Here is a 22,406-nt window from a genome sequence, read left to right as displayed (position 1 = left end):
AGTATCATGGGCGGTTTTGTGCTGGCGATTGACCAGGGAACGACGTCGAGCCGTGCTATCGTGTTTGATGGGGCCATGCGGATTGTCGGCACGGGTCAGAAGGAATTTCCGCAGATCTTCCCGCAATCGGGTTGGGTGGAGCATGACCCGGACGCCATCTGGGACAGCGTCGTCAGCTCTATTCACGATGCGCTGGCCCGCGCCCGGATCACGGCAGGCGATCTCGCCGCCATCGGCATTACCAACCAGCGGGAAACCGTTGTGGTCTGGGACAAGGACACCGGCAAGCCGATCCACAACGCCATCGTCTGGCAGGATCGCCGCACATCGGCTTTTTGCGAAACGCTGAAGCGCGATGGGCTGGAGGCAACGGTTACCACCAAAACCGGCCTGCTGCTCGACCCGTATTTCTCCGGCACCAAACTGTCCTGGTTGCTCGACCATGTCGAGGGTGCTCGCGCCAGGGCAGAGCAAGGTGGCCTGTGCTTCGGAACCGTCGATACCTACCTGATCTGGCGGCTGACGGGCGGCAAAAGCTTCGTCACCGATGCCACCAATGCCTCGCGCACGCTGATCTTCAACATTGCCGAGCATGGCTGGGATGAAGAATTGCTGGCGCTGTTGAACATCCCCGCCGCCATGCTGCCAGAGGTGAAGGATTGCGCCGCCGATTTCGGCGTGACCGACAAGGCGGTATTCGGCGCGGCGGTGCCGATCCTTGGCGTGGCGGGCGACCAGCAGGCCGCCACCATCGGTCAGGCCTGCTTTGCTCCGGGCATGGTCAAATCCACCTATGGCACCGGCTGTTTCGCGCTGCTCAATACCGGCGCGGACCGGGTGGTTTCGAAAAGCCGGTTGCTGACCACCATCGCCTACCGGATGGACGGCAAGACCACCTATGCGCTGGAAGGCTCGATCTTCATTGCCGGTGCCGCCGTACAATGGCTGCGCGATGGATTGAAGGTGATTGGTGATGCGGCAGAAACCGGACGGCTGGCGGCTGAAGCCGATCCCGGCCAGCCGGTCTATCTGGTGCCAGCCTTCACGGGTCTCGGTGCGCCCTGGTGGGACCCGGATGCGCGTGGCGCGCTGTTTGGCCTGACCCGCAATACAGGACCGGCGGAACTGGCCCGCGCCGCGCTGGAAGCGGTGTGTTACCAGACCCGCGACCTCCTGGATGCCATGCACAAGGACTGGCAGAATGGCGAGGACGACATGGTGCTGCGGGTTGACGGTGGCATGGCGGCCTCGGACTGGACGATGCAGCGGCTGGCCGATCTGCTGGACGCGCCGGTTGACCGTCCGTCTGTTATTGAGACGACAGCACTCGGTGCTGCCTTCCTTGCGGCCAGCCGTGTCGGTCTGTGGCCCGGCATGGATGCGTTTGCCCGCGCCTGGGCGCGCGACCATCGGTTTGAGCCGGTCATGGATGCTGAGACCCGCACGGAAAAGCTCAGAGGCTGGCGGGATGCGGTCAGACGGACGCTGACGGCGGGTTGAGAAAATGAGTCAGGTTGATTTCGCAATGAATCAAAAACCTATGGAAATCCATTGATATTTATAGGTATTTATTGAAGCTTTGACCTGCTCCGAGGCTTGTTCTTGCTTCAAACTCGCATTTATTGAACGCTGCGTTCTCATCCCAGGGTTTGCCAAGCGGTTCATTTACACTTACCTGCCTACTGCATAATTCTTTAAACCGGAATCGGTTTGAAGAGAAAATTATGCAGCAGATATAAGGAGCTACAGCGAACCTTTGTGCGCCATGTATGGTGAGAGGCGCTGTAGTGAACAACTGAGGATGCGACCCATGGAACTTGGCCTTTATACCTTCGCGGATGTGGACCCTGCGGCGCCCAACAAGGGGCTGGAGGCCAAGCGGCGGGTGGATGATCTGCTGGAGGAAATCCGGCTGGCGGACGAGGTGGGGCTGGATGTCTTCGGCCTTGGCGAACACCACCGGCCCGATTATATGGCCTCTTCGCCTGCGACCATTCTGGCGGCGGCGGCGGTGCAGACCAAAAATATTCGCCTGACCAGTGCGGTGTCGGTTCTCAGCTCCGATGATCCGGTGCGGGTGTTCCAGCAATTTGCAACCGCCGATCTGCTGTCCAATGGCCGTGTGGAGATGATGGCCGGGCGCGGCTCCTTCATCGAAAGCTTTCCATTGTTCGGCTATGATCTTGATGATTATGATCTTTTGTTTGCCGAAAAGCTGCAATTGCTGATGGAGATCCGCGACAACGAAATCGTCACCTGGGAAGGCGAGACCCGCAAGCCGATCCAAGGTCGCGGCGTTTATCCGCGCCCCTTGCAGGACCCGCTGCCGCTGTGGATTGCGGTCGGTGGTACGCCGCAATCGGTGGCGCGGGCTGGCTATCTCGGCCTGCCGCTGGCCATTGCCATCATCGGCGGTGAGCCGCGCCGCTTTGCGCCGCTGGTCGATCTCTACCGGCAGAGCGGGGCGAAGGCCGGGGTCGATCCGTCCGCCTTGAAAACCTCGATCAATGTGCATGGCTTCATCCATGACACGACCCAATCGGCGGCCGATATCTTCTACGCACCGCAGGCCGAAGTCATGGACCGGATCGGCCGGGAGCGCGGTTGGGGGCCGGGCAATCGTTCCCAGTATGACGCAATGCGCGGGCCGCATGGGGCACTGTTTGTCGGCGACCCGGAGGCGGTGGCCGAAAAGATCGTCGCCCATCACGCTCTGTTCAAAAACGACCGCTTCCTGCTGCAAATGGCCATCGGCCCGATGCCGCACAAGGATATCATGCGCGGCATTGAGCTTTACGGCACAAAGGTTGCGCCATTGGTGCGGCAAGAGCTTGGCCATGACTTGACGCCGGTCGGGGCGGGGGCGTAAGCAGCGGCAAAATCCGCAAACGCTCATGAAAGTCCAACAATGATCATCTCCAGCGACGAGGAACTCCAGCACTTGAAGGAGATCGGCCATCTCTGCGCGCTGGCGGTGAAAACCATGGGTGCGGCGCTGGAGCCGGGGATTACCACCCGCGAGCTGGATCTGATTGGTCGCAAGATATTGGAAGACAATGGCGCGCAGTCAGCACCGGAATTCTGCTATCAGTTTCCCGGTGCCACCTGCATCAGCGTCAACGAGGAAGTGGCGCATGGCATTCCCGGCGATCGGGTGATTGCCCGCGGCGATCTGGTCAATATCGACGTTTCCGGCGTCAAGAACGGGTTTTTCGGTGATACCGGCTCATCCTTCATCGTGCCGCCGGGAAAGCCGAAGATCGAAAAATTGCTGCGTGATGGCAAGCGGGCGCTGTTTCTCGGCGTCACCCAGGTCAAGACCGGAGCGCCTTTTGCTAGTATCGGCCAAGCCATCGGCGCTTTTGCCGCCAAGAACCGCTATACGCTGATCGCCAATCTTGCCAGCCACGGCATTGGCCGCGAGCTGCATGAGGAACCGCGCGAGCTGTCCACCTGGGCCGACCCGGATGAAACAAGGATCATGGAAGAAGGCCAGGTCTTCACCATCGAGCCTTTCCTGTCGCTGGGCGGTCAATGGGCGGAGGATGGCGATGACCCGTGGACGCTCTACAGCGACCCGAAAGCGCCGACCGTGCAATTCGAGCATACGGTGGTGGCAACTCGCAATGGGCCGCTGATTTTGACGATGGTGGAGTGAGACCAAAAGTCATTTCAATGACTTTTCGCCGTCCATTCAGATATGGCGTCAGCTCGCAAAGCTGACAGCAACGCCCTTTTTCTTGAAATAGGCCTGCATGATCTTGCGGCCCTGACGATTCGGCTGCGCAAGCTTTGCCGCCTCAAACACGGCTTCCTTCGCACCCTCGCGGGCCATGGCGGCCTTGAGAGCGGCGATATGCACATCGATCTCCTCGTTATCGTTGTTGATCGAGGTGTAGATATTGTCGATGGCCTGTTGCAGGCTGAGGTCGCTCATAATGCACTCCTTGGAATTTTCTCCCTCCACTAGCGATTTTTGCGATTTCAGCAAGCTTTAGCGATCAGAAACTGTCGACTTGAAGCACGACCGGGCGTTTTTTAGGATGGTGGGGAACCCGTGAGTCCCTATTTCCTTTGATGGCTCAATCAGTTTTTTTGGTTTGTTGGGCCAAAGCGGCGGTGCGATAAGCAGACCATGACGATCACGCCTTCCCGACATCCCCATCTTCCATTTACCGCCCTTGCCGGTGCGCTGGCCATGGCGGCGGCCATGGGCTTTGGCCGGTTTTCCTTCACCCCCATTCTGCCGGGGATGATGACCGATCTTCATCTCGTCCCCGCCGATGCTGGCCTGATCGCGGCGGCGAATTTTCTCGGCTACCTCCTAGGGGCCGTGCTTGCCGGCCAGGGTTGGGCGGCTGGGCGCGAAAGGTTGATTGCGCTGTCTTCGCTTTTGGCCACCAGCCTGCTTCTGGCCGCCATGGCGCTGACGCAGCATGTCGGCTTGTTCATGGTCATCCGCTTTCTGTCAGGCGTGGCAAGTGCCTTCGCGATGATCTTCACGAGTTCGATTGTGCTTGCCCATATCAGCACCCATGCCAGCGTCCATGGTCGAGAATATGCGCAATCCACGCATTTTGGCGGGGTAGGTATGGGGATCGCCGCGTCGTCCCTGATGGTCTATGCATTGCCGCACCTGTTTGGGCCGCATCTGTTTGGCGCCTCCGCCGGGTGGCGGCTGGACTGGCTGGCCGGGGCGGGACTGACCTTTGTTGTCTTCCTTGTCGTCAGCCTGCTTTTGCCACGGGTGCGCAAAACTGAGGTGAGGGCCGAGCAGGAGCCGCCGCTTTCCTGGGGCAGGCCATTTCTTTTGTTGTTTGCCTCCTACGGCCTGTTCGGCTTCGGATATGTGGTGACGGCGACGTTTATCGTCACCATGGCCCGCATGGCCAATGCGGGGCCGGTGGCGGAATTTCTGGCGTGGTTTCTGGCGGGCATCATGGCGGCTGCCTCGCTGTTTGTCTGGCGTCCGGTGCTGGACAGGCTTGGACTGGCAGGCGCCTACAGCCTTGCCCTGCTTCTGGCAGCCATTGGGGTTTTTGCCTCGGTTGGATTGCCGGGCATGGCTGCCCCGCTGGTGGGAGCGGCTCTTCTCGGCTTAACCTTCATGACGATTACCGCCTATGGCCTGCGGCTGGCTAGAACCCTTGCGCCAGCCAGTCCCCGCAAGGCGCTGTCGATCATGACGGCGGCCTTCGGCGTCGGGCAGACAATCGGGCCGCTGGTCGCCGGCTGGCTTGCCGCCATCAGCGGCAGTTTCGCGCTGCCAAGCCTTGTTGCAGGCGCTGTATTGCTGGTCAGCCTCATTCTGGCCGCAAGCCTGTGGAGAAAGACGGTCTGAAGACCTTTGCAGCGATTACAAATCGTTAAGGTGGTATTCCAACCATTGCTGCACTGCGGCTTCTGGCATAGTTTGCCGCGCTACAGCATCGGACCGAAAAGTGGAAACCGGTTTTCTGCACGATGCTATAAAGACGGCCACGACCATATCTTCAGGAAAGCGAGACCCCGTGTTTCACTCATTCTTCCCCAAGCCGAAATTGTTTTTTCCAACCGCCGCGCTGTGGGCCATGCTTGCCATCGCATTTTGGTACGGTTTGGGTGAACAACTTGGTACTCACTTGGGCTTTGCATCTCAGGCTCAAGGTGCCGAACCAACAGTAGGTGTTTCGATTTTTTGGGCACCTGATTTTATTTGGTTTTACATCTACTTTTCTGTGGTTGTCGCTATTTTTGCTGGGGCTTGGGCAGTTGCATCGCCGCATCCATGGCAACGGTGGTCGGTAGTTGGTTCCGCGATCGTTCTTTTTACTGTCTATTTCCAGGTTCAAGTCAGCATTGCGATCAATACTTGGAACGGGCCGTTTGGTGATTTGATACAGGCAGCTGTATCAAAATCGCGCCCGGTCGCTGCGGGTGAATTTTATTCGCAATTTATTGTTTTTCTTGAAATTGCTTTTCTTGCAGTGGCTGTTTCCGTTCTAACCCGGTTTTTCGTTAGTCATTATATCTTTCGCTGGCGCATCGCTATGACGGACTTTTACATGGCCAACTGGCCAAAGTTGCGTCATATCGAAGGTGCCTCACAGCGCGTTCAGGAAGATACGATGCGCTTTGCAACGACTGTCGAAAGTTTAGGTGTGAGCCTCATCAGCAGCGTTATGACGCTGATCGCTTTCACTCCGCTGTTAATACGACTTTCGGAAAATGTTAAGGAACTGCCCTTGGTCGGGGCTATCCCTTATCCGCTCGTGTTCGCTGCGGTTTTGTGGTCTGCCTTTGGTACTGCTCTTCTTGCATTGGTCGGCATTAAATTGCCAGGTCTTGAGTTTCGCAACCAACGTGTGGAAGCTGCGTACCGCAAAGAACTTGTATACGGTGAAGACCATGCTGACCGAGCAGAATTGCAGACGATGAATGGTTTGTTTGATGCCGTGCGTCGCAATTACTTTCGTTACTACTTCCATTATATTTATTTCAATGTCGCTCGGTATTTTTATCTGAACTTGGATACGATATTTTCTGTTGCAGTTCTTGTGCCTTCATTTGTCGCTGGCACAATTACTCTTGGCTTGTTGAACCAGATATCGGGAGCATTCGGACAAGTTACGTCTTCTCTGCAATACCTCGCGAATTCTTGGACAACGATCGTTGAGCTTCTTTCTATTCAAAAGCGTTTGAAGGCGTTTGAAGCCGCAATCCAGGATGAGCCATTGCCTCAAATTGATCAACGATATTTGGCACGGCAAGACAGTGATTAAAAATCCTGAAGCTGTCAGTCTTTTTAGAGTTTGTCAGGGAAAAGTGGACTCCGGTTTTCCCGAAAAGACAAACGAAAACAAGAGAATCGAGAGTCTGTCTGGTTCAGTCTGAACCTGACAGACTCTAGGAGGGCTGCCTTCAAATTCCCTAAAACGAAGACCCGGCCGGATTTTTCCGGCCGTTCTGCTTTTCCAATATCGCCACAGCTTCCGAATAACTGACGCAAGCGACATCCTCGCGGTGGCAGACATCCGTCACCAGCCGCTCCATTGCCCGCCAATAGGCGCCACCGTTCATCAACACGAAGTGGAAGCCGAACTGTACAGGTTTGCGGTCGCCACTATATTGCGCCTCAAAGGCGGTTTTGAAGGCTTGATAGGTGCGTTCCTCAAATTCGGCGCTTTTCGACGGGTTGTCGAATCCTGCCGAATGGCGCACAAACATATTGTAATCCATGCCGATGATCGGGCGGTTGCCCGGTCCTTCCGCAATCAGCGGCAGGCCGAAGCGGGTGAGAGTGCCGTCCTGTTCGGGCTCTTGTGGACCTTTGGTGACGAGGCTGGCGTCATAGAGAAAACCAGCCTGCTTTTCGGCCTCCACCATGCCTTTGCTGGTCGAGAGATAGGGTGCGCGAAAGCCCTTGATGCCGGTCTTGACGAACTCCTGCCAGCCCTCCGGCTCCTTGTCAGCCACGCCATTCTGCTTCCAGGCCCCGGCCAAGACGGTTTTGAAGGTCGAAAATTCGGTTAGCCAGTCCGCTTTGCTCCAGTCCTTGCCATCGAAATGACCGCAGGCATGGCTGGAAATGTCGTGACCGGCGAGGTGGGCGGCCCAGATATGCTCTAGCCTTGCCGCAGCATCGGCCTCGTCAGGGGCAAAGCCGACATTGGACTTGCCGGGCTTTTGGCCGGGTGCCTGATAGGCTTTCGAGGCGGGGCCTCTGGCAATCAGCGTGGTGCAGGACAGAAAATAGGTAAAATGCGCATTGGCCCGGCTGGCGATCTCGCCGCTGCGCTCCCAAAGTCGGTTATCGGCAGCACCATCGAAGGAAATCAGCAGCAATTGCTTCGGCTTTTGCGGGGCGTCAGCCGCGTTCTGGGCAATGGCGATGCCCGGCATGCATAGCGCGGCCAGCAGGGTTCGAAGCGATGAGGAGAAAAGCGGGCGAAACGGTGCCAAGCGAACAACCTTGTTGTGAATATTTGCCGCTTCCTGGCGGGCAAATGCGGCGAAGCTTTGATCGACCGTGTGGCTCATCGGGTTCGGTTTTCTTCCATCCGGTCGCACGTCTCCTGCATTTTCGGGAGTTTATCGCTATCCCCCCAGATTATGCAGGCTGGTAAAGACGAAGCCGAGCGGCTATCTCTATGCTCTCTCATTCGCGGGGATTTTTTATGCTTATTCTTGTTCTCGGTCTGTTGTTTTTTACATTGGTGCATCTCACCCGGACGATTGCGCCGGGCTTTCGCGATTCCATGGTGGCCCGCCTCAGCCTGAACGGCTGGAAGTCGCTGTTTTCGGTGCTGTCCCTGCTGGGCATAGCCATTATTGCCTATGGCTACAGTATCGCGCCAATCGTCAATGTCTGGTTTCCACCGGCTGGCATGACCCATCTGACCTTGACCCTGATGGTCATCGCGATGATCTGTCTGGTGGCCAGCCTTCTCCCGGCTGGCCATATCGCTGCAAAAACCAAGCATCCCATGGTTCTCTCTGTGAAAATCTGGGCGCTGGCGCATCTGCTGTCGAATGGCGACCTGCGCTCAATCCTGCTGTTCGGCTGGTTGCTGGCCTGGGGCGTCATCCTGCGGATTTCGCTGAAGCGCCGGGAGCGGGCAGGCCTGCTGGTGCGCGCACCGTTCGTGTCGGCCAAATACGATGTCTATGCCGTGGTCATCGGTCTGGTCGCTTACGTTGCTATCCTCCTCAAGCTGCATGAGGTGCTGATTGGCGTCTCGCCATTGCCGATGTAATCGCGCTTTTTGATGGGGAGACGGGTGTTTTGCCCTTCTCCCCCTTACATCGGCGCAAAAATCGGGTAGAAGGCCACATCGTCCATCCCAGAATAGTCACTGGCGGGCTGCAAATGGCAATTTCTGCGCTCCCGGTGCTCACGTACGTCAAGTACGTTCCGCTCCGGTTCTCGAAATCACCATTTTCGCCACGCCATCGCCAATTCTGGAACGGACGATGGCAAGCGTAAACGATGATACAGGCCCAGATATCCGGACAATGTAATGGCAAATCAGAACGACAGCTTTATCCGCGAAGTCAATGACGAGCTTCGCTCCGAACAGATGCGCCGTTTCTGGCGGCGTCTGGGGCCAGTGTTCATTGGCATTGCCGTGTTGATCGTGGTTGGCACCGCCGGATACCGGCTTTATGATTATTACACGGACGACCGTGCCTCCAAGTCCGGCGACCGCTTTCTGGCAGCGACCAAGCTGGCGACAGATGGCAAGAATGATCAGGCGCTGAGTGATCTGCAAGCCCTCGAAAAAGACGGGTTCGGCGCTTATCCGGTGCTGGCCAAGCTTCGGGCGGCCTCCCTCATGGCGGAGAAGGGCGATGCCAAAGCGGCCATCGACGCCTTCACTGCCATCGGCAAGGATAACAGTGTTCCGCAGGTGATCCGCGATGTCGCCCATATCCGCGCCGCCTGGCTGCTGATTGACAACGGCACCTATGAACAGGTGTCCACTGAGGTCGAAGCGCTGGCGGTTCCCGGCCAGGGCCTGCGCCATTCCGCCCGTGAGGCACTCGGTCTTGCCGCCTATAAGGCTGGCCAGACGGAACGCGCCCGCGAATGGTTCCAGCAGATCACCGAGGACAGCGAGGCACCGCGCAATGTGGCCAATCGCGCCCAGATCATGCTGGACAATATCGCTGCCGCCGGAAAGGCGTCCTGATACTTTCAAGGGTTTTTGGCGGGATTTTTCGCCGTCGCCCGACATGCCATCACGCATCGGATCGAAAACCGCTTCACAGGTTTCGCTCCGATGCGCTACTGTTTTAAAGTCCGCTTGAAGACGGGCTGGATATAACCGGATACCAGATTATCATGAGCTTTACCGTCGCCATCGTCGGACGTCCCAATGTCGGCAAATCCACTCTGTTCAACCGTCTGGTTGGCAAAAAGCTGGCGCTTGTCGATGACACGCCGGGCGTGACCCGCGACCGGCGGCCCGGTGAGGCCAAGTTGGTGGACCTGCGCTTCCACATCGTTGATACTGCCGGTCTGGAAGAGGCGGGTGCTGACACGCTGGAAGGCCGGATGCGCGCCCAGACCGAAATCGCCATCGACGAGGCCGATCTGTCGCTGTTCGTGGTCGATGCGAAAATGGGCCTGACCCATGTGGACAAGGCACTGGCCGATATGCTGCGCAAGCGCGGCAAGCCGGTGGTGCTGGTGGCCAACAAGTCCGAAGCCCGTGGTTCGGATGGCGGTTTTTACGACGCCTTCACGCTTGGGCTTGGCGAACCGGTGCCGATTTCCGCCGAACACGGTCAGGGGATGATCGACCTGCGCGACGCCATTGTCGAGGCTATCGGCGTGGATCGCGCCTTTCCCGAAGACGATGACGACGTGGCCGAGACCGATATCGTCCTCAGGCCCACAGTCGAGGGTGAGGATGACGAAGAAGATCTGGCCTATGACGACACCAAGCCGCTGCGCGTTGCCATTGTCGGACGTCCGAATGCCGGTAAATCAACGCTGATCAATCGCTTCCTTGGTGAGGACCGGTTGCTGACCGGCCCAGAAGCCGGGATTACCCGCGATTCGATTTCGGTCGAATGGGACTGGCGTGGCCGTACCATCAAGATGTTCGACACAGCGGGCATGCGCCGCAAGGCGCGGGTGATCGAGAAGCTGGAAAAGCTGTCGGTGGCCGATACATTGCGCGCCATCCGCTTTGCCGAAACCGTTGTCATCGTCTTCGACGCCACCATTCCGTTTGAAAAGCAGGATATTCAGATCGTCGATCTGGTGCTGCGCGAAGGCCGTGCCGCGGTTCTCGCCTTCAACAAATGGGATCTGGTGGAAGATCCGCAGGCGGTTTTGGCCGAGCTGCGCGAAAAGACCGAACGGCTCCTGCCACAGGCGCGCGGCATTCGCGCCGTGCCAATGGCTGGCCAGACAGGTTACGGCCTTGAAAAGCTGATGCAGTCGATCATCGACACTGACATGGTGTGGAACAAGCGGATCTCGACCGCCAAGCTCAATCGCTGGCTGGACAGTGTCCAGACCCAGCATCCGCCACCGGCTGTCTCCGGGCGCCGGTTGAAACTGAAATACATGACCCAGGTCAAGGCCCGCCCGCCCGCCTTCATGATTTCCTGCACCAGGCCCGATTCCGTGCCGGAAAGCTATATCCGTTATCTCACCAACGGCTTGCGCGCCGATTTCAACATGCCCGGCGTGCCGATCCGCATCCATCTGAAGGCGTCGGAAAACCCGTTCGAGAATAAGCGCAAAAGGCGCTGATTCAACTTTCCCGGACGGATCAATTTTCCAAGGCTTGGTTGATCGGCTTTTTCCGCCGCATCAGCATCCGCCAGCGCCCCTGCGTCTTGGCCTCGATGACATTGTCGAGAAACTGGCGGGTGGCGGAGGCCCAGGAATAGGTTTCGGCCAAGGCTCTGGCATGGCTGCGAGAGCAGTTCAGTGCTTCAAGGCACGCGGTTTTCAGGTCGTCGTTGAGAGCACCAGCCTTTGGATCAGAGATGATGTCGATCGGTCCGGTCACGGGAAAGCCCGCCACGGGTACGCCGCAGGCCAGTGCTTCCAAGATCGTATTGCCGAATGTGTCGGTTTTCGAGGGGAAAACGAAAACATCGGCCTGCGCATAGGCACTCGCCAGCTCGGCGCCGAATTTGACGCCGGTAAACAGCACATCTGGATAGCGTTCCGCCAATTCGGCGCGGGCAGGGCCGTCGCCAACCACCACTTTCGAACCCGGCAGGTCGAGATCGAGAAAGGCCGGCAGGTTTTTCTCCACCGCGACCCGGCCAACCGTCATGAAGATCGGGCGGGGCAGGCCGAAGGGATCTGCCTCAAGCGGCTGCGGGTGGAACAGTTCGGTATCGATTCCCCGGCTCCAGAGCCGCAGATTGCCGATCTTGCGGCCTTCCAGCTCTCGTTTCAGGCTTTCGGTCGCCACCATGCACGCGCCACCGGCGCGGTGAAACCAGCGCACATAGGCATAGAGCAGCGAAAGCGGCAATGGCAGCCGGGCCGCGACATATTCGGGAAACCGGGTGTGATAGCTGGTGGAAAAGGCGAGGCCCTGGCTCAGGCACCAGCGCCGCGCCAATAGACCCAGCGGCCCTTCGGTGGCGATATGGATCAGGTCCGGGCGGCTTTGCTTGATGGCGGCGGCAATGCGCCACGGGCTGGCCAGCGACAGGCGGATTTCCGGGTAGGTCGGCATGGGCAGGCTGCGATAGTCCGCAGGCGTCACCATGGTGACGGTAACGCCCATCCTGGTCAGTTCGGCATTGGTGTTTTCAATGGAGCGCACCACGCCATTCACCTGCGGATGCCAGGCATCGGTCACGATTGTCAATCTCATCGCGCGTGCTCCTCGGTCCGATGCGGTGCTTCACGGACAGGTGGGATAGTCCCGCTTGAAATGCTCCCCCGGCGAAACGAGAGCCTGATATCGGGTGCCATTTCGCCGGGGAATCACGCAGAAGCCCCCGCCACTGTCCTTTGGCTTATGGGCCAGCATTGTAACAAAGGAATGAAGGTGGATTGATCGCTGGACTTGACCATTGCCACTGGTCATAGCCGCTTCGAACCCTATAGTCTTGAAGATGCCGAATTTTTTGAGCAGAGGATGGGCCAGATGCCGACCAAAACTGATCGAGCCAGCAAAACCGCAGTGAAAGCAGGGGGTGATTGGTGGCGCGGCGCGGTTATTTATCAGGTCTATCCACGCTCGTTTCAGGACACGACAGGCGATGGCATCGGCGACATCAAGGGCATAACCCAGCGCTTGCCCTATATCGCCTCGCTGGGTGTCGATGCCATCTGGCTGTCGCCGTTCTTCACCTCGCCCATGGCAGACATGGGCTATGACGTCTCTGACTATTGCGATGTCGATCCGATGTTCGGCACACTTGCCGATTTCGACGCGATGATGACCAAGGCGCATGATCTCGGCCTGAAAGTGATTATCGACCAGGTAATTTCCCATACGTCCGACCAGCACCCCTGGTTCATTGAGAGCCGCTCCAGCCGCAACAATCCCAAAGCTGATTGGTATGTCTGGGCCAATGCCAAGCCGGATGGCACCGCACCGAGCAATTGGCTATCAGTGTTCGGCGGCCCGGCCTGGGAATGGGATGGGGTGCGCAAGCAATATTACATGCATAATTTCCTGGGCTCGCAGCCCGATTTGAATTTCCACAATCCGCAGGTGCAGCAGGCGGTGCTGGACGCCACCCGTTTCTGGCTGGAGCGCGGCGTGGATGGTTTCCGGCTGGATACCGTGAACTATTATTTTCATGACAAGGAATTGCGCAACAACCCGCCACATGCGCCAGACAGCGGCGATGCCGGGCTCGATGCGCCGGATGTCAATCCCTATGGTATGCAGGAGCATCTGCACGACAAAACCCAGCCGGAAAACATCGGCTTTCTGCAAAAGCTTCGGGCGCTGCTGGATGAATATCCAGACCGTGCTACGGTGGGCGAGGTCGGCGATGGCGCGCGTTCGTTGAAAACCGTGGCCGCCTATACCAGCGGCGGCGACAAGCTGCATATGTGCTACACATTCGATCTGCTGGGGCCACATTTCACGCCGTCTCATATTCGTGATTGTGTCACCTCCTTCCAGTCCATGGTCAAAGACGGCTGGGTGTGTTGGGCCTTTTCCAACCATGACGTGATGCGTCATGTGTCGCGCTTTGCCCAGGGGCCGGAAGAGATGCCGCAGGTGGCTAAGCTGGCGATCAGTATTCTCGCCAGCCTGCGCGGCTCGATCTGCCTTTATCAGGGCGAGGAACTCGGCCTGCCGGAGGCGGATATCGCCTTTGAAGACCTGCGCGATCCCTATGGCATCCGTTTCTGGCCGTCTTTCAAGGGCCGCGACGGATGCCGCACGCCGATGGTCTGGGAAAAAGCCAAGGCTCAGGCCGGTTTTACCAGTGGCAAACCATGGCTGCCGGTTCAGCCGGACCAGCAGGCTCTGTCGGTGGACGCCCAGGACAAGGACAAAAGCTCGGTGCTCAACCATTACCGCAGCATGCTTGCCTTGCGCAAAGCCCATCCGGCCCTGCGCGATGGGTCAATGTCCTTCCTAGATATCAACGAGGATGTGCTGGCCTTTTTGCGCGGGGAGAACAGCGAAAGATTGCTGTTCGTCTTCAACATGCGGCGCGGACCGCAGGAGGTTCGCCTGCCGGAGCACATGACGGTTAAGGAGATCATCGCTTTGCCAGATGCCCGCAGTACGTTCGAAAAGGGCGTGATTACGCTCGATGCGCTGGACGGTTTTTGCGCGCGGGTGTGACCGTTTTTCAATAATGATAGCGGCATTGCGCCACGATCAGCACTTGATCGCTATCCTGACCTTTCACCGCATAAACCAGGCGGTGTTCCTGGCTGATGCGGCGTGACCAGAAGCCTTTGAACTGGCCTTTCAGTGGCTCTGGCTTGCCAATGCCGGAAAAGGGATGGCGTTTGGTGTCCTTTAGCAGGGCATTGATCCGCTGCGCCGTTTTGGGATCGGTTTCCTGCCAGAAGCAGTAATCTTCCCAGCCTTCATCTGTAAAGGCGACCAGCATGGATCAGGCGTCATCCAGATCAGGGAGGTGGCGCGGGGAAAAGCGGCCTGCTTCTATAGCCTGTTTCGCCTTCAGCAGACGGCTGGCATTGGCGGGCGAGGAGAGGAGATGCAGAGTTTCCACCATGCTCTCATATTCTTCCTTGCTCATAAGCACGGCAGAGGGCTTGTCCCGGCGCACGATCTCCACAGCCGATGCATCCTCGTTCACCTTGTCGAGCAGCCCGGCCAGTTCGGCCCGGGCTTTGGAAAAAAACACAGTGTCCATCAGGATCTCCCACTTGTACTGAATATAGTACAAGTCGAAGGTCGGTGCAATCACTCACCCAATCAGCATAAACTTATCGACATCCACCATGCCCTTGTCGGAAATCTTCAAATGCGGAATGACCGGCAGCGGCAGGAAGGCGACCTGCAAAAACGGCTCCTGCAAGGTGGTGCCGAGCGCGTAAGCGGCCTGGCGCAGTTCATGGAGAGTGTCGCGCACGCTCTCGAAGGGCTCAAGGCTCATCAGGCCCGCGACGGGCAGGGGGATTTCGCCTGTCACCTTGCCGTCTTCCACCACCACGAAGCCGCCCTTGATGTCGGAGAGGCGGTTGGCGGCCATGGTCATGTCATCCTCACTGACGCCGACCACGCAGATATTGTGGCTGTCATGGCCGACGGTGGAGGCGATGGCGCCCTTTTTCAGCCCGAAGCCCTGTACAAAGCCATTGGCGTGGTTGCCGTTTTTGCCATGCCGCTCGATGACGGCAACCTTGATGATGTCGCGGTCGAGATCGACGCTGGTCTGGTTGCCGGATGCGGGCAGGTGGTAGCGGCGATATTCGGTGATAATCTTGCCCGGCAACACGCCCATGACAGGCACTTCGCCGTCACTGACAGGCACGGCGAAATCGGCTGACTTGACGATCCGGGCCTTGACGCTGTCGAGGCCAACCGGGGCAACCGGCTTGCGGGTGGCAAACAGCGCATCGGTGACGCGGCGACCGCTCGCAAAAACGGTCTCGGCCTTGCAGTTTTCCAGACTGTCCACCACCACCAGATCGGCCCGCCAGCCGGGGGCGACCAGGCCGCGATCCCGCAGGCCAAAGGCGCGGGCCGCTGAGATGGAGGCGGCACGGTAGATGGCCAGCGGCTCGACACCATGGGCAATGGCCGTGCGGATCATATAATCCAGATGACCTTGTTCAGCGATATCCAGCGGGTTGCGGTCATCGGTGCAGAGCGCCAGAAAGGGCGACAGCCGCTCGGTTATGATTGGCATCAGGGCGTGCAAATCCTTGGAAACCGAGCCTTCGCGCACCAGAATATGCATGCCTTTGCGGATCTTCTCCAGGGCTTCTTCCGCCGTGGTGCATTCATGCTCGGTGCGAATACCCGCCGAGAGATAGCCGTTCAAATCGTTACCGCGCAGCAGCGGCGCATGACCATCGATATGGCCGCCCTGAAAGGCTTCCAGCTTGGCCATGCAGATCGGGTCTTTATGGATCACGCCGGGAAAATTCATGAATTCGGCAAGGCCGATCACCTTCGGATGGTCGCGGAATGGCAAAAGCCGCTCGATGGGCAGGTCCGCGCCCGAGGTTTCCAGATGGGTCGCGGGCACGCAGGAGGACAGCTGCACGCGGATATCCATGATGGTTTCCAGCGCCGATTCCAGGAAGAACTCGATGCCTTCGGTGCCCAGCACATTGGCAATTTCATGGGGATCGCAGATCACTGTGGTGACGCCGTAAGGCAGCACGCAGCGGTCGAATTCATGTGGCGTGACCAGCGAGCTTTCAATATGCAGATGCGTGTCGATAAAACCCGGCACGACGATCTTGCCGGATATGTCGATTTCCTCGCGGCCCTGGTAGGTTCCGCAGGTGCCGACAATGGTATCGCCGCAGATGGCAATATCGCTTTCCACCAGATCACCGGTGACGAGATCGAAAAACCGGCCGCCTTTCAGCACGATATCAGCGGTTTCGCGGCCGACGCCCTGGTCGATACGGCGTTCCAATGGGCTCATGGATGTGGCTCCTTCGGTCTCAGGTCTGGATGAGCGACAAACGCCGCTCGAAAAAGCTGGGCTGTGGGCGATCCTTAGCCAGCAATGTCAGAATCTCTCTAGCACAATCTTCAGGCGTCTTGTCTGTGGTATCGACGTCCAGATCATAGGGGCCGTGCTCATGCACAGCCATTTGCCAGCGTTGTACGGGTTCCGGCACTGGATCGTCCGCTGAGCCTTGCAAATAATTTATTGTGCCATTCGAGGGGGACGCGGCCCGGCGGGCCATGATTGTCGTGAGCGCGCAATGCACACCAATGAACAGCACCGGCAGGCCAGCCAGCCGCCGCGCACAATCATCCAGGATATGCAGAGGCCGCGAATAGGCCTGGTGATAGCCCACATCGACCACCACATTGATCCCGAGCCGGCTATGGGCGGCAATCGTTTCATGCAGGGCGGCATATAGTTGCTGCACGACCGCTTCTTTTTCCGGGTGCTCGCCCCCCGGCCGCAGGCCGATGCCGGGCCTGTGTTGTTCGCTGATCGTGGCCATCTGTGCATCAACGCCAAGATTGACCCAGAGGCCCGGAAAACTGTCCAGCACCACCTTTGCAATGCTGGACTTACCGGAACGCGGTGCGCCGTTCAGGATCAGGATCTGTCCCGCCGAACCGATCTCCCGCTCTGTGTCCAGCCTCACGCCTCGACGGTCACGGTAAAGCCGTGGCGGGCGCTGTCGCCGGGGGCGAGTATGACGGTATAGGGCCGCTCCGTCAGTTCGCCACTTTTGCCATGGCGGGCGGCCATGCCGTGCCATGGCTCGATGCAAATGAAGGGCGCGCCGGGCTTTTGCCAGAGCGCCAGATTGGGCAGGTTTTCAAAGTGGAAATGCAGGCTGGCCGCATCCTCGGCGCGATAGGTCAACTCCGTTCCGGCACCTTCGGGAAAGATCATCGCGTCTTCCTCGAACTGGCTCTTGTCCAGCACCAGCCGCCCGGCATGGAAAGGCGAAGGGCGGGCTTCCTCGGCCAGCAGGCCACCGCCCAGCCGGAGCAGGGGCGGTTCTGCGCCATTTTCCAGGGTGATCGTATGCGGCTTGCCCTCTGCCCCCGGCAAGGGCCAGAGAAAAGCCGGGTGGAAACCGAGGCCATAGGGCATGGGCGTGTCGCTACGATTGCTGACCGTGGCGGCAACCGTCAGGGCCGCGCCATGTAGCCGGTGTTCCAGCACCAGCGAAAAATCGAAAGGATAAGCGGCTTTGGTTTCATCACCGGCGGTCAGTTCGTGGCGACAGACATCGGCTCCGGCCTCCAGCAGCGTAAACTCGCGGCGTCGGGCAATGCCATGCTGGGCCATGGAGTATGGTTTGCCATCGATCAGCAGCGTATCGTCCTTGGCCTTGCCAACAATCGGAAACAGAATGGGCGAACGCCCGCCCCAATAGGCCGCATCGCCATGCCAGAGCAGCGATTGGCCGTCTTTTGTGCGAAGGGACTGCATCTCCGCGCCAAGCGAGGAGATCTGCACGGTAAGCTGGTCATTGCCGATCTCGGTCAGTGTAGGCATGGGCGTGTCTTTCATAAGCTGGGCGTGGGCTGGAATAGTCATGCGTGGTGATGTCGGGAAAACTTATGCAATGCAGAAACGTATATGAAGAGGTACGGAGAAAACTTTACCCGCTCTTCATGGCACATAAACGGCATTAGACGCGGATGGTGACATCCGCGTCTAGAGCATGTCGCGCAAAAGTGTGCAGCGGTTTTGCGGTAACGACATGCGTAAAAACAAAAGCTTAAAGCGTGTTGCTTGAGGCTGATAAGCCGCAACACGCTTTAATGTTACAACTGAATTACTCAGCCGCGACGGTCTTGCCACCTTCCCATTTGTACATGGAGAAGCTCTGCGAGGTGAGGTCGCCGGTTTCGCCATAGGTCAGCTTGCCAATGGCGGTGGGGATTGCGTCGCCGGATTTGATCGCGGTGGCGACGGCTTCGGCATCTTCGGCGCTACCGACCTTTTCGATACCAGCGGCAATGACCTGCACGGCGGCATAGGCGTTGAGCGTGAAGGCCTCCGCCGGGATACCTTTGGCGGTCAGCACATCGGCGGCAACCTTGGAATCCGGGTTTTTCAGCGCGTCGGCGGCATTGGTGAACAGCGTGCCATTGGCAGCGTCACCGCCGACAGTGGTATATTCGCTGTTGGAGAGGCCATCACCCGCCACCACCACGGCTTTCAGCCCGGCATCCTTCATCTGGCGCACCAGCAGTCCTGCTTCTGGATGATAGCCGCCAAAATACAGTACTTCGACATTGGCCGACTTTAACCGGGTGACGAGCGCGCTGAAATCCTTTTCACCTGCGGTCAGTGAATCGTTGAACACTTCCTTGACGCCATCGGCATTGAGCGCGGCTTTGAAGGCATCCGCCAGACCCTTGCCATACTGGCCCTTGTCATTGAGGATGGCGATTTTCTTGTCCTTGAAATGGGCCAGCACATATTTGGCCGCCACATCGGCCTGCTGGTCGTCACGACCGCAGGTGCGCAGCACGGTTGGCAACCCGCGCTTGGTCAGGCTTGGGGCCGTGGCGGTCGGGGTGACCATCAGCGCGCCGTTTTCCGCCAGCACGTCGGAGGCCGGAACGGCGACGCCTGACGTCACCGGGCCGACCACGAAACGCACGCCTTCGCCAACCAACTGGTTGGCAGCGGACACGCCTTGCTTCGGCTCGCCCGCATCGTCAGCGGTCTTCAGCACCAGCTTTTCGCCCTTGATGCCACCCTTGGCATTGATATCGGCAATCGCGGTTTCCGTGCCATTCTTGATCTGCGCGCCAATGGCCGCCAACGGTCCGGTCAGCGGCGCCATCAGACCGATGGTAATATCGGCATGGGCTGCGGGGGCAGCGGCGAGAAGGGCGGCAAAGGCAGCGCTCGCCAAAAGATGAAGTTTCATTGTCGTCTCCTTGGGTCAGCGTTCCGATCTATGCCGGTTTGCACGCCTTTCGGGTTGTTCTGTTTCGTTCCCCGCATTGACTGTGGATGTAACGGAAAACCCTGAAGACCGGAAGGCCGTCTATCTAAGGCCATCGATCAATATGTCTCGTTAAGCGGGGCCAGATACTGGAAAATTTCATCTATCGGCGACCGTTGGAAGAGGAGCAATCAAGCCAAACTAAAATTCTTCACTTGAAGATCGTGCGGCTGCTTCCGGCTTGGTAGCCAAACACGCTGCCTGTTGCGGCATCGACGAAATAAAGTGTCAGCTGAATGAGAAAATACATCCAGTCTTCGTCGGCAGGAGAATCTTCTGACACCCCACTGATCACCCAGGCATCGCGGTCTTCGATCACTTGTCGCTCAGCCGTCGTCAGGCTCTCCCGCAAGGGCGCGTGATGCCTTTGCGCCAGGAATTGGCGCACCGCCTCTCGTGCCTCTTCCTCAGCGAGCATCTTCGATCAAGCCATAGTATGGTCGGCGCTCGCGCAGGAGATCAACCGAACACCGTGCGTCCACGCTCGGTTTCAACGCCGTATACGATGCCGCCGATGGCATCGACGAGATAGGCGACAGGCACCGGCGGGGGCTGCATCCACTCTTCTTCCCCGGGCGGAACGGCGTCGTAGGCAGAGACCACGAATGTCGAGCGGTTCTCAATTTCGGAAAATGTCACCCGGACCGAGGTCTCGTCCCAAGGCGTGTATTTTCGTTGCGTCAAGAAACGCTCGGCAGCCTCGATCGCTTGCTGCTCAGTGATCATTGTGTGCTGCCCCGTAAAAGGCGTTGTATGTGGCGCCGCCCACCGCGATCGGGCCGAGCAAAACCCCTTTGGCTTCCTCGCCCATCTTGGCGACGGTGATGCCGTAATTGCCGTTCAGCGGGAACTGGATTGCCGAAAGTTCGCCTGGGCGCGCACCGCCAGTGCGGGCCAGTCCGTAGGCCTCGGCGGCGGCTTCCTCTATATAGCGCAGGATATAGGAGCGCTTGTAAGCGCCCATCTTCATATAAAGACCGGGACGACCGAGCAGGGAAAAGGCTTGTGTCAGCCGCTGATGGATACGCTCGTGATAGACCGTCTGGCGAACGGACCGGATAACCTCTGGAAAAGGTTTCGCTCCCGGAAAGAAGTCGCGGCCGATGGTCGCGACATTGTCCGGCCGGGTGCCGCCCTGTCCGGCGAATTTGCTGCGCGAGAACACCAGTTTTGCCTCGTAGATCCGCATTGGTCCGGCTTTAGGCATGGCTCGAGTGAACTGACTATAGCTTGGCATCGTGCCTTGGACGCTCTTGAACGTTCCTTTCGGCTTGCCCTTGAGCAGCAGCCCAAGCACGACATCGACACCGAGAATGGTGATGGCATCCGCCAGATCCTTTGCCGCTTTGTCCAGATCTGCGGTGGTCTTGGCGGAATGTGTGCCAACCGCGAAATCCAAAAGCTTTTCGCCGCCTTGCACCGCTGCCGTTCCGATCATCAGCCAGCCAGCGGCTAGAAGGATCACATCGGCAATTTCACCGACGCCGACAAAATGCGATCCCGCCCAGATCAGTACGACCCCCGCCATGATGGCAAGTGACGTGGGGGTGACAAGCGCCAGCAGCCGGTTGCCGATATCGGCAGGGAGGAGGGCGGCTGCCTTGCGCAGGACAATTTCAAGCTTTGCTTGCAGCGACAAGCCGGAGACGGATGCAGCAGATGCGGTGATATCCATGCACAATTCCCCCCATTTTCGAAAGCCTCGGCAGGATATGTCTCTATTCCCGGCGGAGCGCTACAAAATATCGATCATGACGCAATTAGATCATTTTAGGGAGACGTTCGCAACGAGATTCCATCCAGAAGTGCTTGAAAATAAGAGTGTGTGTCGCAAGTTGAAGCGACTGGATGCCTTCTGAAAGCGACATATAGCAAGCGTATGAACTGCTTCAACACTTTGTTCAGAGGCACCAACTTCTATTAGGCCGCACACTCATAAACCGGGTTTGCAAATCGGCCTGATTTTGATTCACTGAGGCCTTGATTTGGAGGCCTCTCATGACCCGTCGCCGGTTTGATCTCACCGATTTCGAATGGACTGTCATCCAGCCCTTGTTGCCCAACAAGCCGCGTGGGGTGCCACGGGTTGACGACCGGCGGGTGATCAACGGCATCTTGTGGCGGTTTCGGACAGGTTCACCCTGGGCAGACGTTCCTGATCGATATGGTCCATATACAACCTGCTACAACCGGTTCGTGCGATGGCGAAAGGCGGGTGTCTGGGATCATGTTCTGGGCGAGATTTCCAAGGCTTTCGACGGCGATATCGTTATGATCGACAGCTCCTGTGTCCGTGTTCATCAACATGCGGCCACGGGAAAAAGGGGGATCAACACGATGGCTGCATGGGACGTTCCCGTGGCGGCTTGACCACCAAAATCCACGCCGTTGTCGACGCCGATGGCCGACGATCCGTCTCGCACTCACAGCCGGTCAAGCCCATGATGGTCGCATGGCAGAACCATTGTTACAGACAATCTCCAAGGGTGCGATCCTGCTGGCGGACAAGGCCTACGATACCAACGCGATCAGAGCATTTGCAAAGCAAAGGCAGGCATGGGCCAATATTCCTGCCAAGAGCAATCGGAAGGGAAGCTTCCCTTTCAGCCAATGGGTTTACCGACAGCGCAATCTCGTTGAGCGTTTCTTCAGCAAACTCAAACAGTTCAGAGGCATCGCAACCCGTTACGACAAAGACCCATTGAACTTTCTCGCCGCTGTCAAATTGGCAGCAGCAAGAATTTGGATCAGATCGTTATGAGTCTACGGCCTAAAAAAGGCGGCAGGAAACCCGCCGCCTTTATCATGTCTAACGCGTAAC

21 protein-coding genes and 1 pseudogene are annotated in these 22,406 nt (G+C 58.2%); 10 read left to right on the top strand and 12 right to left on the bottom strand.

The genetic code is table 11. The features are described from left to right. The first annotated feature begins 6 nt into the window (after positions 1-6). From glpK to map, 3 genes are all read left to right on the top strand, one after another. Positions 7-1,500, top strand: coding sequence for a glycerol kinase GlpK (gene glpK, locus AVI_RS13070; RefSeq protein WP_015916793.1), 1,494 nt, complete (start codon positions 7-9; stop codon positions 1,498-1,500). 310 nt (positions 1,501-1,810) lie between these two features. Next, entirely contained in the window at positions 1,811-2,869 is a 1,059-nt protein-coding gene (locus AVI_RS13065) for an LLM class flavin-dependent oxidoreductase (protein ID WP_015916792.1), read from the top strand. Between the two features lie 39 nt (positions 2,870-2,908). Continuing rightward, the gene (map, locus tag AVI_RS13060) at positions 2,909-3,658 is read left to right on the top strand and encodes a type I methionyl aminopeptidase (RefSeq protein ID WP_015916791.1); all 750 of its coding nucleotides are present in this window, start codon (positions 2,909-2,911) and stop codon (positions 3,656-3,658) included. Positions 3,659-3,706: 48 nt separating this feature from the next. On the opposite strand, the gene AVI_RS13055 is transcribed toward map, so the two are convergent. After that, positions 3,707-3,937 (bottom strand): hypothetical protein, encoded by a 231-nt coding sequence (locus AVI_RS13055; protein WP_060719926.1) that lies wholly within the window; start codon positions 3,935-3,937, stop codon positions 3,707-3,709. 198 nt (positions 3,938-4,135) lie between these two features. Between AVI_RS13055 and AVI_RS13050 the strand changes: the two genes are divergently transcribed. Both AVI_RS13050 and sbmA read left to right on the top strand, forming a co-directional pair. Beyond that, positions 4,136-5,341: a YbfB/YjiJ family MFS transporter gene (locus AVI_RS13050; RefSeq protein ID WP_015916789.1), complete on the top strand. Its 1,206-nt coding sequence runs from the start codon at positions 4,136-4,138 to the stop codon at positions 5,339-5,341. A gap of 169 nt (positions 5,342-5,510) precedes the next feature. Beyond that, a complete protein-coding gene (gene sbmA, locus AVI_RS13045; RefSeq protein ID WP_015916788.1) occupies positions 5,511-6,761 on the top strand; it encodes a peptide antibiotic transporter SbmA in 1,251 nt (416 codons plus the stop codon). Positions 6,762-6,909: 148 nt separating this feature from the next. Here the strand turns inward: sbmA and AVI_RS13040 are convergent, their stop codons facing one another. Further along, the gene (locus AVI_RS13040; RefSeq protein WP_071203824.1) at positions 6,910-7,881 is read right to left on the bottom strand and encodes a polysaccharide deacetylase family protein; all 972 of its coding nucleotides are present in this window, start codon (positions 7,879-7,881) and stop codon (positions 6,910-6,912) included. A 275-nt stretch (positions 7,882-8,156) separates the two neighbouring features. On the opposite strand from AVI_RS13040, the gene AVI_RS13035 reads away from it, so the two are divergent. The 3 genes from AVI_RS13035 to der all read left to right on the top strand — a co-directional run bounded on the left by AVI_RS13035 (position 8,157) and on the right by der (position 11,248). Continuing rightward, positions 8,157-8,735, top strand: coding sequence for an NnrU family protein (locus AVI_RS13035; protein ID WP_041698149.1), 579 nt, complete (start codon positions 8,157-8,159; stop codon positions 8,733-8,735). A 264-nt stretch (positions 8,736-8,999) separates the two neighbouring features. Next, entirely contained in the window at positions 9,000-9,671 is a 672-nt protein-coding gene (locus AVI_RS13030) for a tetratricopeptide repeat protein (RefSeq protein WP_015916785.1), read from the top strand. 152 nt (positions 9,672-9,823) lie between these two features. Continuing rightward, on the top strand, positions 9,824-11,248 hold the full coding sequence (gene der / locus AVI_RS13025; RefSeq protein ID WP_015916784.1) for a ribosome biogenesis GTPase Der: 1,425 nt from the start codon (positions 9,824-9,826) through the stop codon (positions 11,246-11,248). A gap of 19 nt (positions 11,249-11,267) precedes the next feature. On the opposite strand, the gene AVI_RS13020 is transcribed toward der, so the two are convergent. Further along, positions 11,268-12,335: a glycosyltransferase family 4 protein gene (locus tag AVI_RS13020; RefSeq protein ID WP_015916783.1), complete on the bottom strand. Its 1,068-nt coding sequence runs from the start codon at positions 12,333-12,335 to the stop codon at positions 11,268-11,270. A 276-nt stretch (positions 12,336-12,611) separates the two neighbouring features. Between AVI_RS13020 and bglA the strand changes: the two genes are divergently transcribed. Further along, positions 12,612-14,279 carry a beta-galactosidase BglA gene (gene bglA / locus AVI_RS13015; RefSeq protein ID WP_015916782.1) on the top strand — a complete coding sequence of 556 codons (1,668 nt, stop codon included), beginning with the start codon at positions 12,612-12,614 and terminating at the stop codon, positions 14,277-14,279. A gap of 7 nt (positions 14,280-14,286) precedes the next feature. Here bglA and AVI_RS13010 read toward each other — a convergent pair whose 3' ends face one another. The 9 genes from AVI_RS13010 to AVI_RS12970 form a co-directional block, all read right to left on the bottom strand. After that, positions 14,287-14,553, bottom strand: coding sequence for a Txe/YoeB family addiction module toxin (locus tag AVI_RS13010; RefSeq protein WP_015916781.1), 267 nt, complete (start codon positions 14,551-14,553; stop codon positions 14,287-14,289). Between the two features lie 3 nt (positions 14,554-14,556). Continuing rightward, positions 14,557-14,820, bottom strand: a complete 264-nt coding sequence (locus tag AVI_RS13005) for a type II toxin-antitoxin system Phd/YefM family antitoxin (protein ID WP_015916780.1) — start codon at positions 14,818-14,820, stop codon at positions 14,557-14,559. A 54-nt stretch (positions 14,821-14,874) separates the two neighbouring features. Next, positions 14,875-16,569 (bottom strand): adenine deaminase, encoded by a 1,695-nt coding sequence (ade, locus tag AVI_RS13000; RefSeq protein ID WP_015916779.1) that lies wholly within the window; start codon positions 16,567-16,569, stop codon positions 14,875-14,877. Between the two features lie 19 nt (positions 16,570-16,588). Continuing rightward, positions 16,589-17,251 (bottom strand): chloramphenicol phosphotransferase CPT family protein, encoded by a 663-nt coding sequence (locus AVI_RS12995; RefSeq protein WP_015916778.1) that lies wholly within the window; start codon positions 17,249-17,251, stop codon positions 16,589-16,591. Continuing rightward, complete coding sequence (locus tag AVI_RS12990) at positions 17,248-18,117, bottom strand: aldose 1-epimerase family protein (protein ID WP_015916777.1); 870 nt, start codon at positions 18,115-18,117, stop codon at positions 17,248-17,250. The genes AVI_RS12995 and AVI_RS12990 overlap by 4 nt, the downstream gene beginning before the upstream one ends. Positions 18,118-18,400: 283 nt before the next feature. Further along, positions 18,401-19,507 (bottom strand): branched-chain amino acid ABC transporter substrate-binding protein, encoded by a 1,107-nt coding sequence (locus AVI_RS12985; RefSeq protein WP_015916776.1) that lies wholly within the window; start codon positions 19,505-19,507, stop codon positions 18,401-18,403. A 229-nt stretch (positions 19,508-19,736) separates the two neighbouring features. Continuing rightward, entirely contained in the window at positions 19,737-20,003 is a 267-nt protein-coding gene (locus AVI_RS12980; protein ID WP_041696938.1) for a hypothetical protein, read from the bottom strand. Between the two features lie 41 nt (positions 20,004-20,044). Further along, positions 20,045-20,311, bottom strand: a complete 267-nt coding sequence (locus tag AVI_RS12975) for a hypothetical protein (protein WP_041696936.1) — start codon at positions 20,309-20,311, stop codon at positions 20,045-20,047. After that, entirely contained in the window at positions 20,301-21,260 is a 960-nt protein-coding gene (locus AVI_RS12970; protein WP_015916775.1) for a hypothetical protein, read from the bottom strand. The genes AVI_RS12975 and AVI_RS12970 overlap by 11 nt, the downstream gene beginning before the upstream one ends. A gap of 323 nt (positions 21,261-21,583) precedes the next feature. Between AVI_RS12970 and AVI_RS29645 the strand changes: the two are divergent. Next, positions 21,584-22,346: pseudogene (locus AVI_RS29645) on the top strand (IS5-like element IS869 family transposase). Positions 22,347-22,406: the final 60 nt, after the last annotated feature.

This window comes from Allorhizobium ampelinum S4 (assembly GCF_000016285.1).
Taxonomy (GTDB): Bacteria; Pseudomonadota; Alphaproteobacteria; order Rhizobiales; family Rhizobiaceae; genus Allorhizobium; species Allorhizobium ampelinum.
Note: the sequence above shows the minus strand (reverse complement) of the source record. Positions and strands in the feature narration are given on the sequence as shown.

What these genes read in the sequence shown, in the direction of transcription:
- glpK (WP_015916793.1), top strand. Translation starts at nt 7, where the DNA reads ATGGGCGGTTTTGTGCTGGCGATTGACCAGGGAACGACGTCGAGCCGT.
- AVI_RS13065 (WP_015916792.1), top strand. Translation starts at nt 1,811, where the DNA reads ATGGAACTTGGCCTTTATACCTTCGCGGATGTGGACCCTGCGGCGCCC.
- map (WP_015916791.1), top strand. Translation starts at nt 2,909, where the DNA reads ATGATCATCTCCAGCGACGAGGAACTCCAGCACTTGAAGGAGATCGGC.
- AVI_RS13055 (WP_060719926.1), bottom strand. Translation starts at nt 3,937, where the DNA reads ATGAGCGACCTCAGCCTGCAACAGGCCATCGACAATATCTACACCTCG.
- AVI_RS13050 (WP_015916789.1), top strand. Translation starts at nt 4,136, where the DNA reads ATGACGATCACGCCTTCCCGACATCCCCATCTTCCATTTACCGCCCTT.
- AVI_RS13040 (WP_071203824.1), bottom strand. Translation starts at nt 7,881, where the DNA reads ATGCCGGGCATCGCCATTGCCCAGAACGCGGCTGACGCCCCGCAAAAG.
- AVI_RS13035 (WP_041698149.1), top strand. Translation starts at nt 8,157, where the DNA reads ATGCTTATTCTTGTTCTCGGTCTGTTGTTTTTTACATTGGTGCATCTC.
- AVI_RS13030 (WP_015916785.1), top strand. Translation starts at nt 9,000, where the DNA reads ATGGCAAATCAGAACGACAGCTTTATCCGCGAAGTCAATGACGAGCTT.
- der (WP_015916784.1), top strand. Translation starts at nt 9,824, where the DNA reads ATGAGCTTTACCGTCGCCATCGTCGGACGTCCCAATGTCGGCAAATCC.
- AVI_RS13020 (WP_015916783.1), bottom strand. Translation starts at nt 12,335, where the DNA reads ATGAGATTGACAATCGTGACCGATGCCTGGCATCCGCAGGTGAATGGC.
- bglA (WP_015916782.1), top strand. Translation starts at nt 12,612, where the DNA reads ATGCCGACCAAAACTGATCGAGCCAGCAAAACCGCAGTGAAAGCAGGG.
- AVI_RS13010 (WP_015916781.1), bottom strand. Translation starts at nt 14,553, where the DNA reads ATGCTGGTCGCCTTTACAGATGAAGGCTGGGAAGATTACTGCTTCTGG.
- AVI_RS13005 (WP_015916780.1), bottom strand. Translation starts at nt 14,820, where the DNA reads ATGGACACTGTGTTTTTTTCCAAAGCCCGGGCCGAACTGGCCGGGCTG.
- ade (WP_015916779.1), bottom strand. Translation starts at nt 16,569, where the DNA reads ATGAGCCCATTGGAACGCCGTATCGACCAGGGCGTCGGCCGCGAAACC.
- AVI_RS12990 (WP_015916777.1), bottom strand. Translation starts at nt 18,117, where the DNA reads ATGCCTACACTGACCGAGATCGGCAATGACCAGCTTACCGTGCAGATC.
- AVI_RS12985 (WP_015916776.1), bottom strand. Translation starts at nt 19,507, where the DNA reads ATGAAACTTCATCTTTTGGCGAGCGCTGCCTTTGCCGCCCTTCTCGCC.
- AVI_RS12980 (WP_041696938.1), bottom strand. Translation starts at nt 20,003, where the DNA reads ATGCTCGCTGAGGAAGAGGCACGAGAGGCGGTGCGCCAATTCCTGGCG.
- AVI_RS12975 (WP_041696936.1), bottom strand. Translation starts at nt 20,311, where the DNA reads ATGATCACTGAGCAGCAAGCGATCGAGGCTGCCGAGCGTTTCTTGACG.
- AVI_RS12970 (WP_015916775.1), bottom strand. Translation starts at nt 21,260, where the DNA reads ATGGATATCACCGCATCTGCTGCATCCGTCTCCGGCTTGTCGCTGCAA.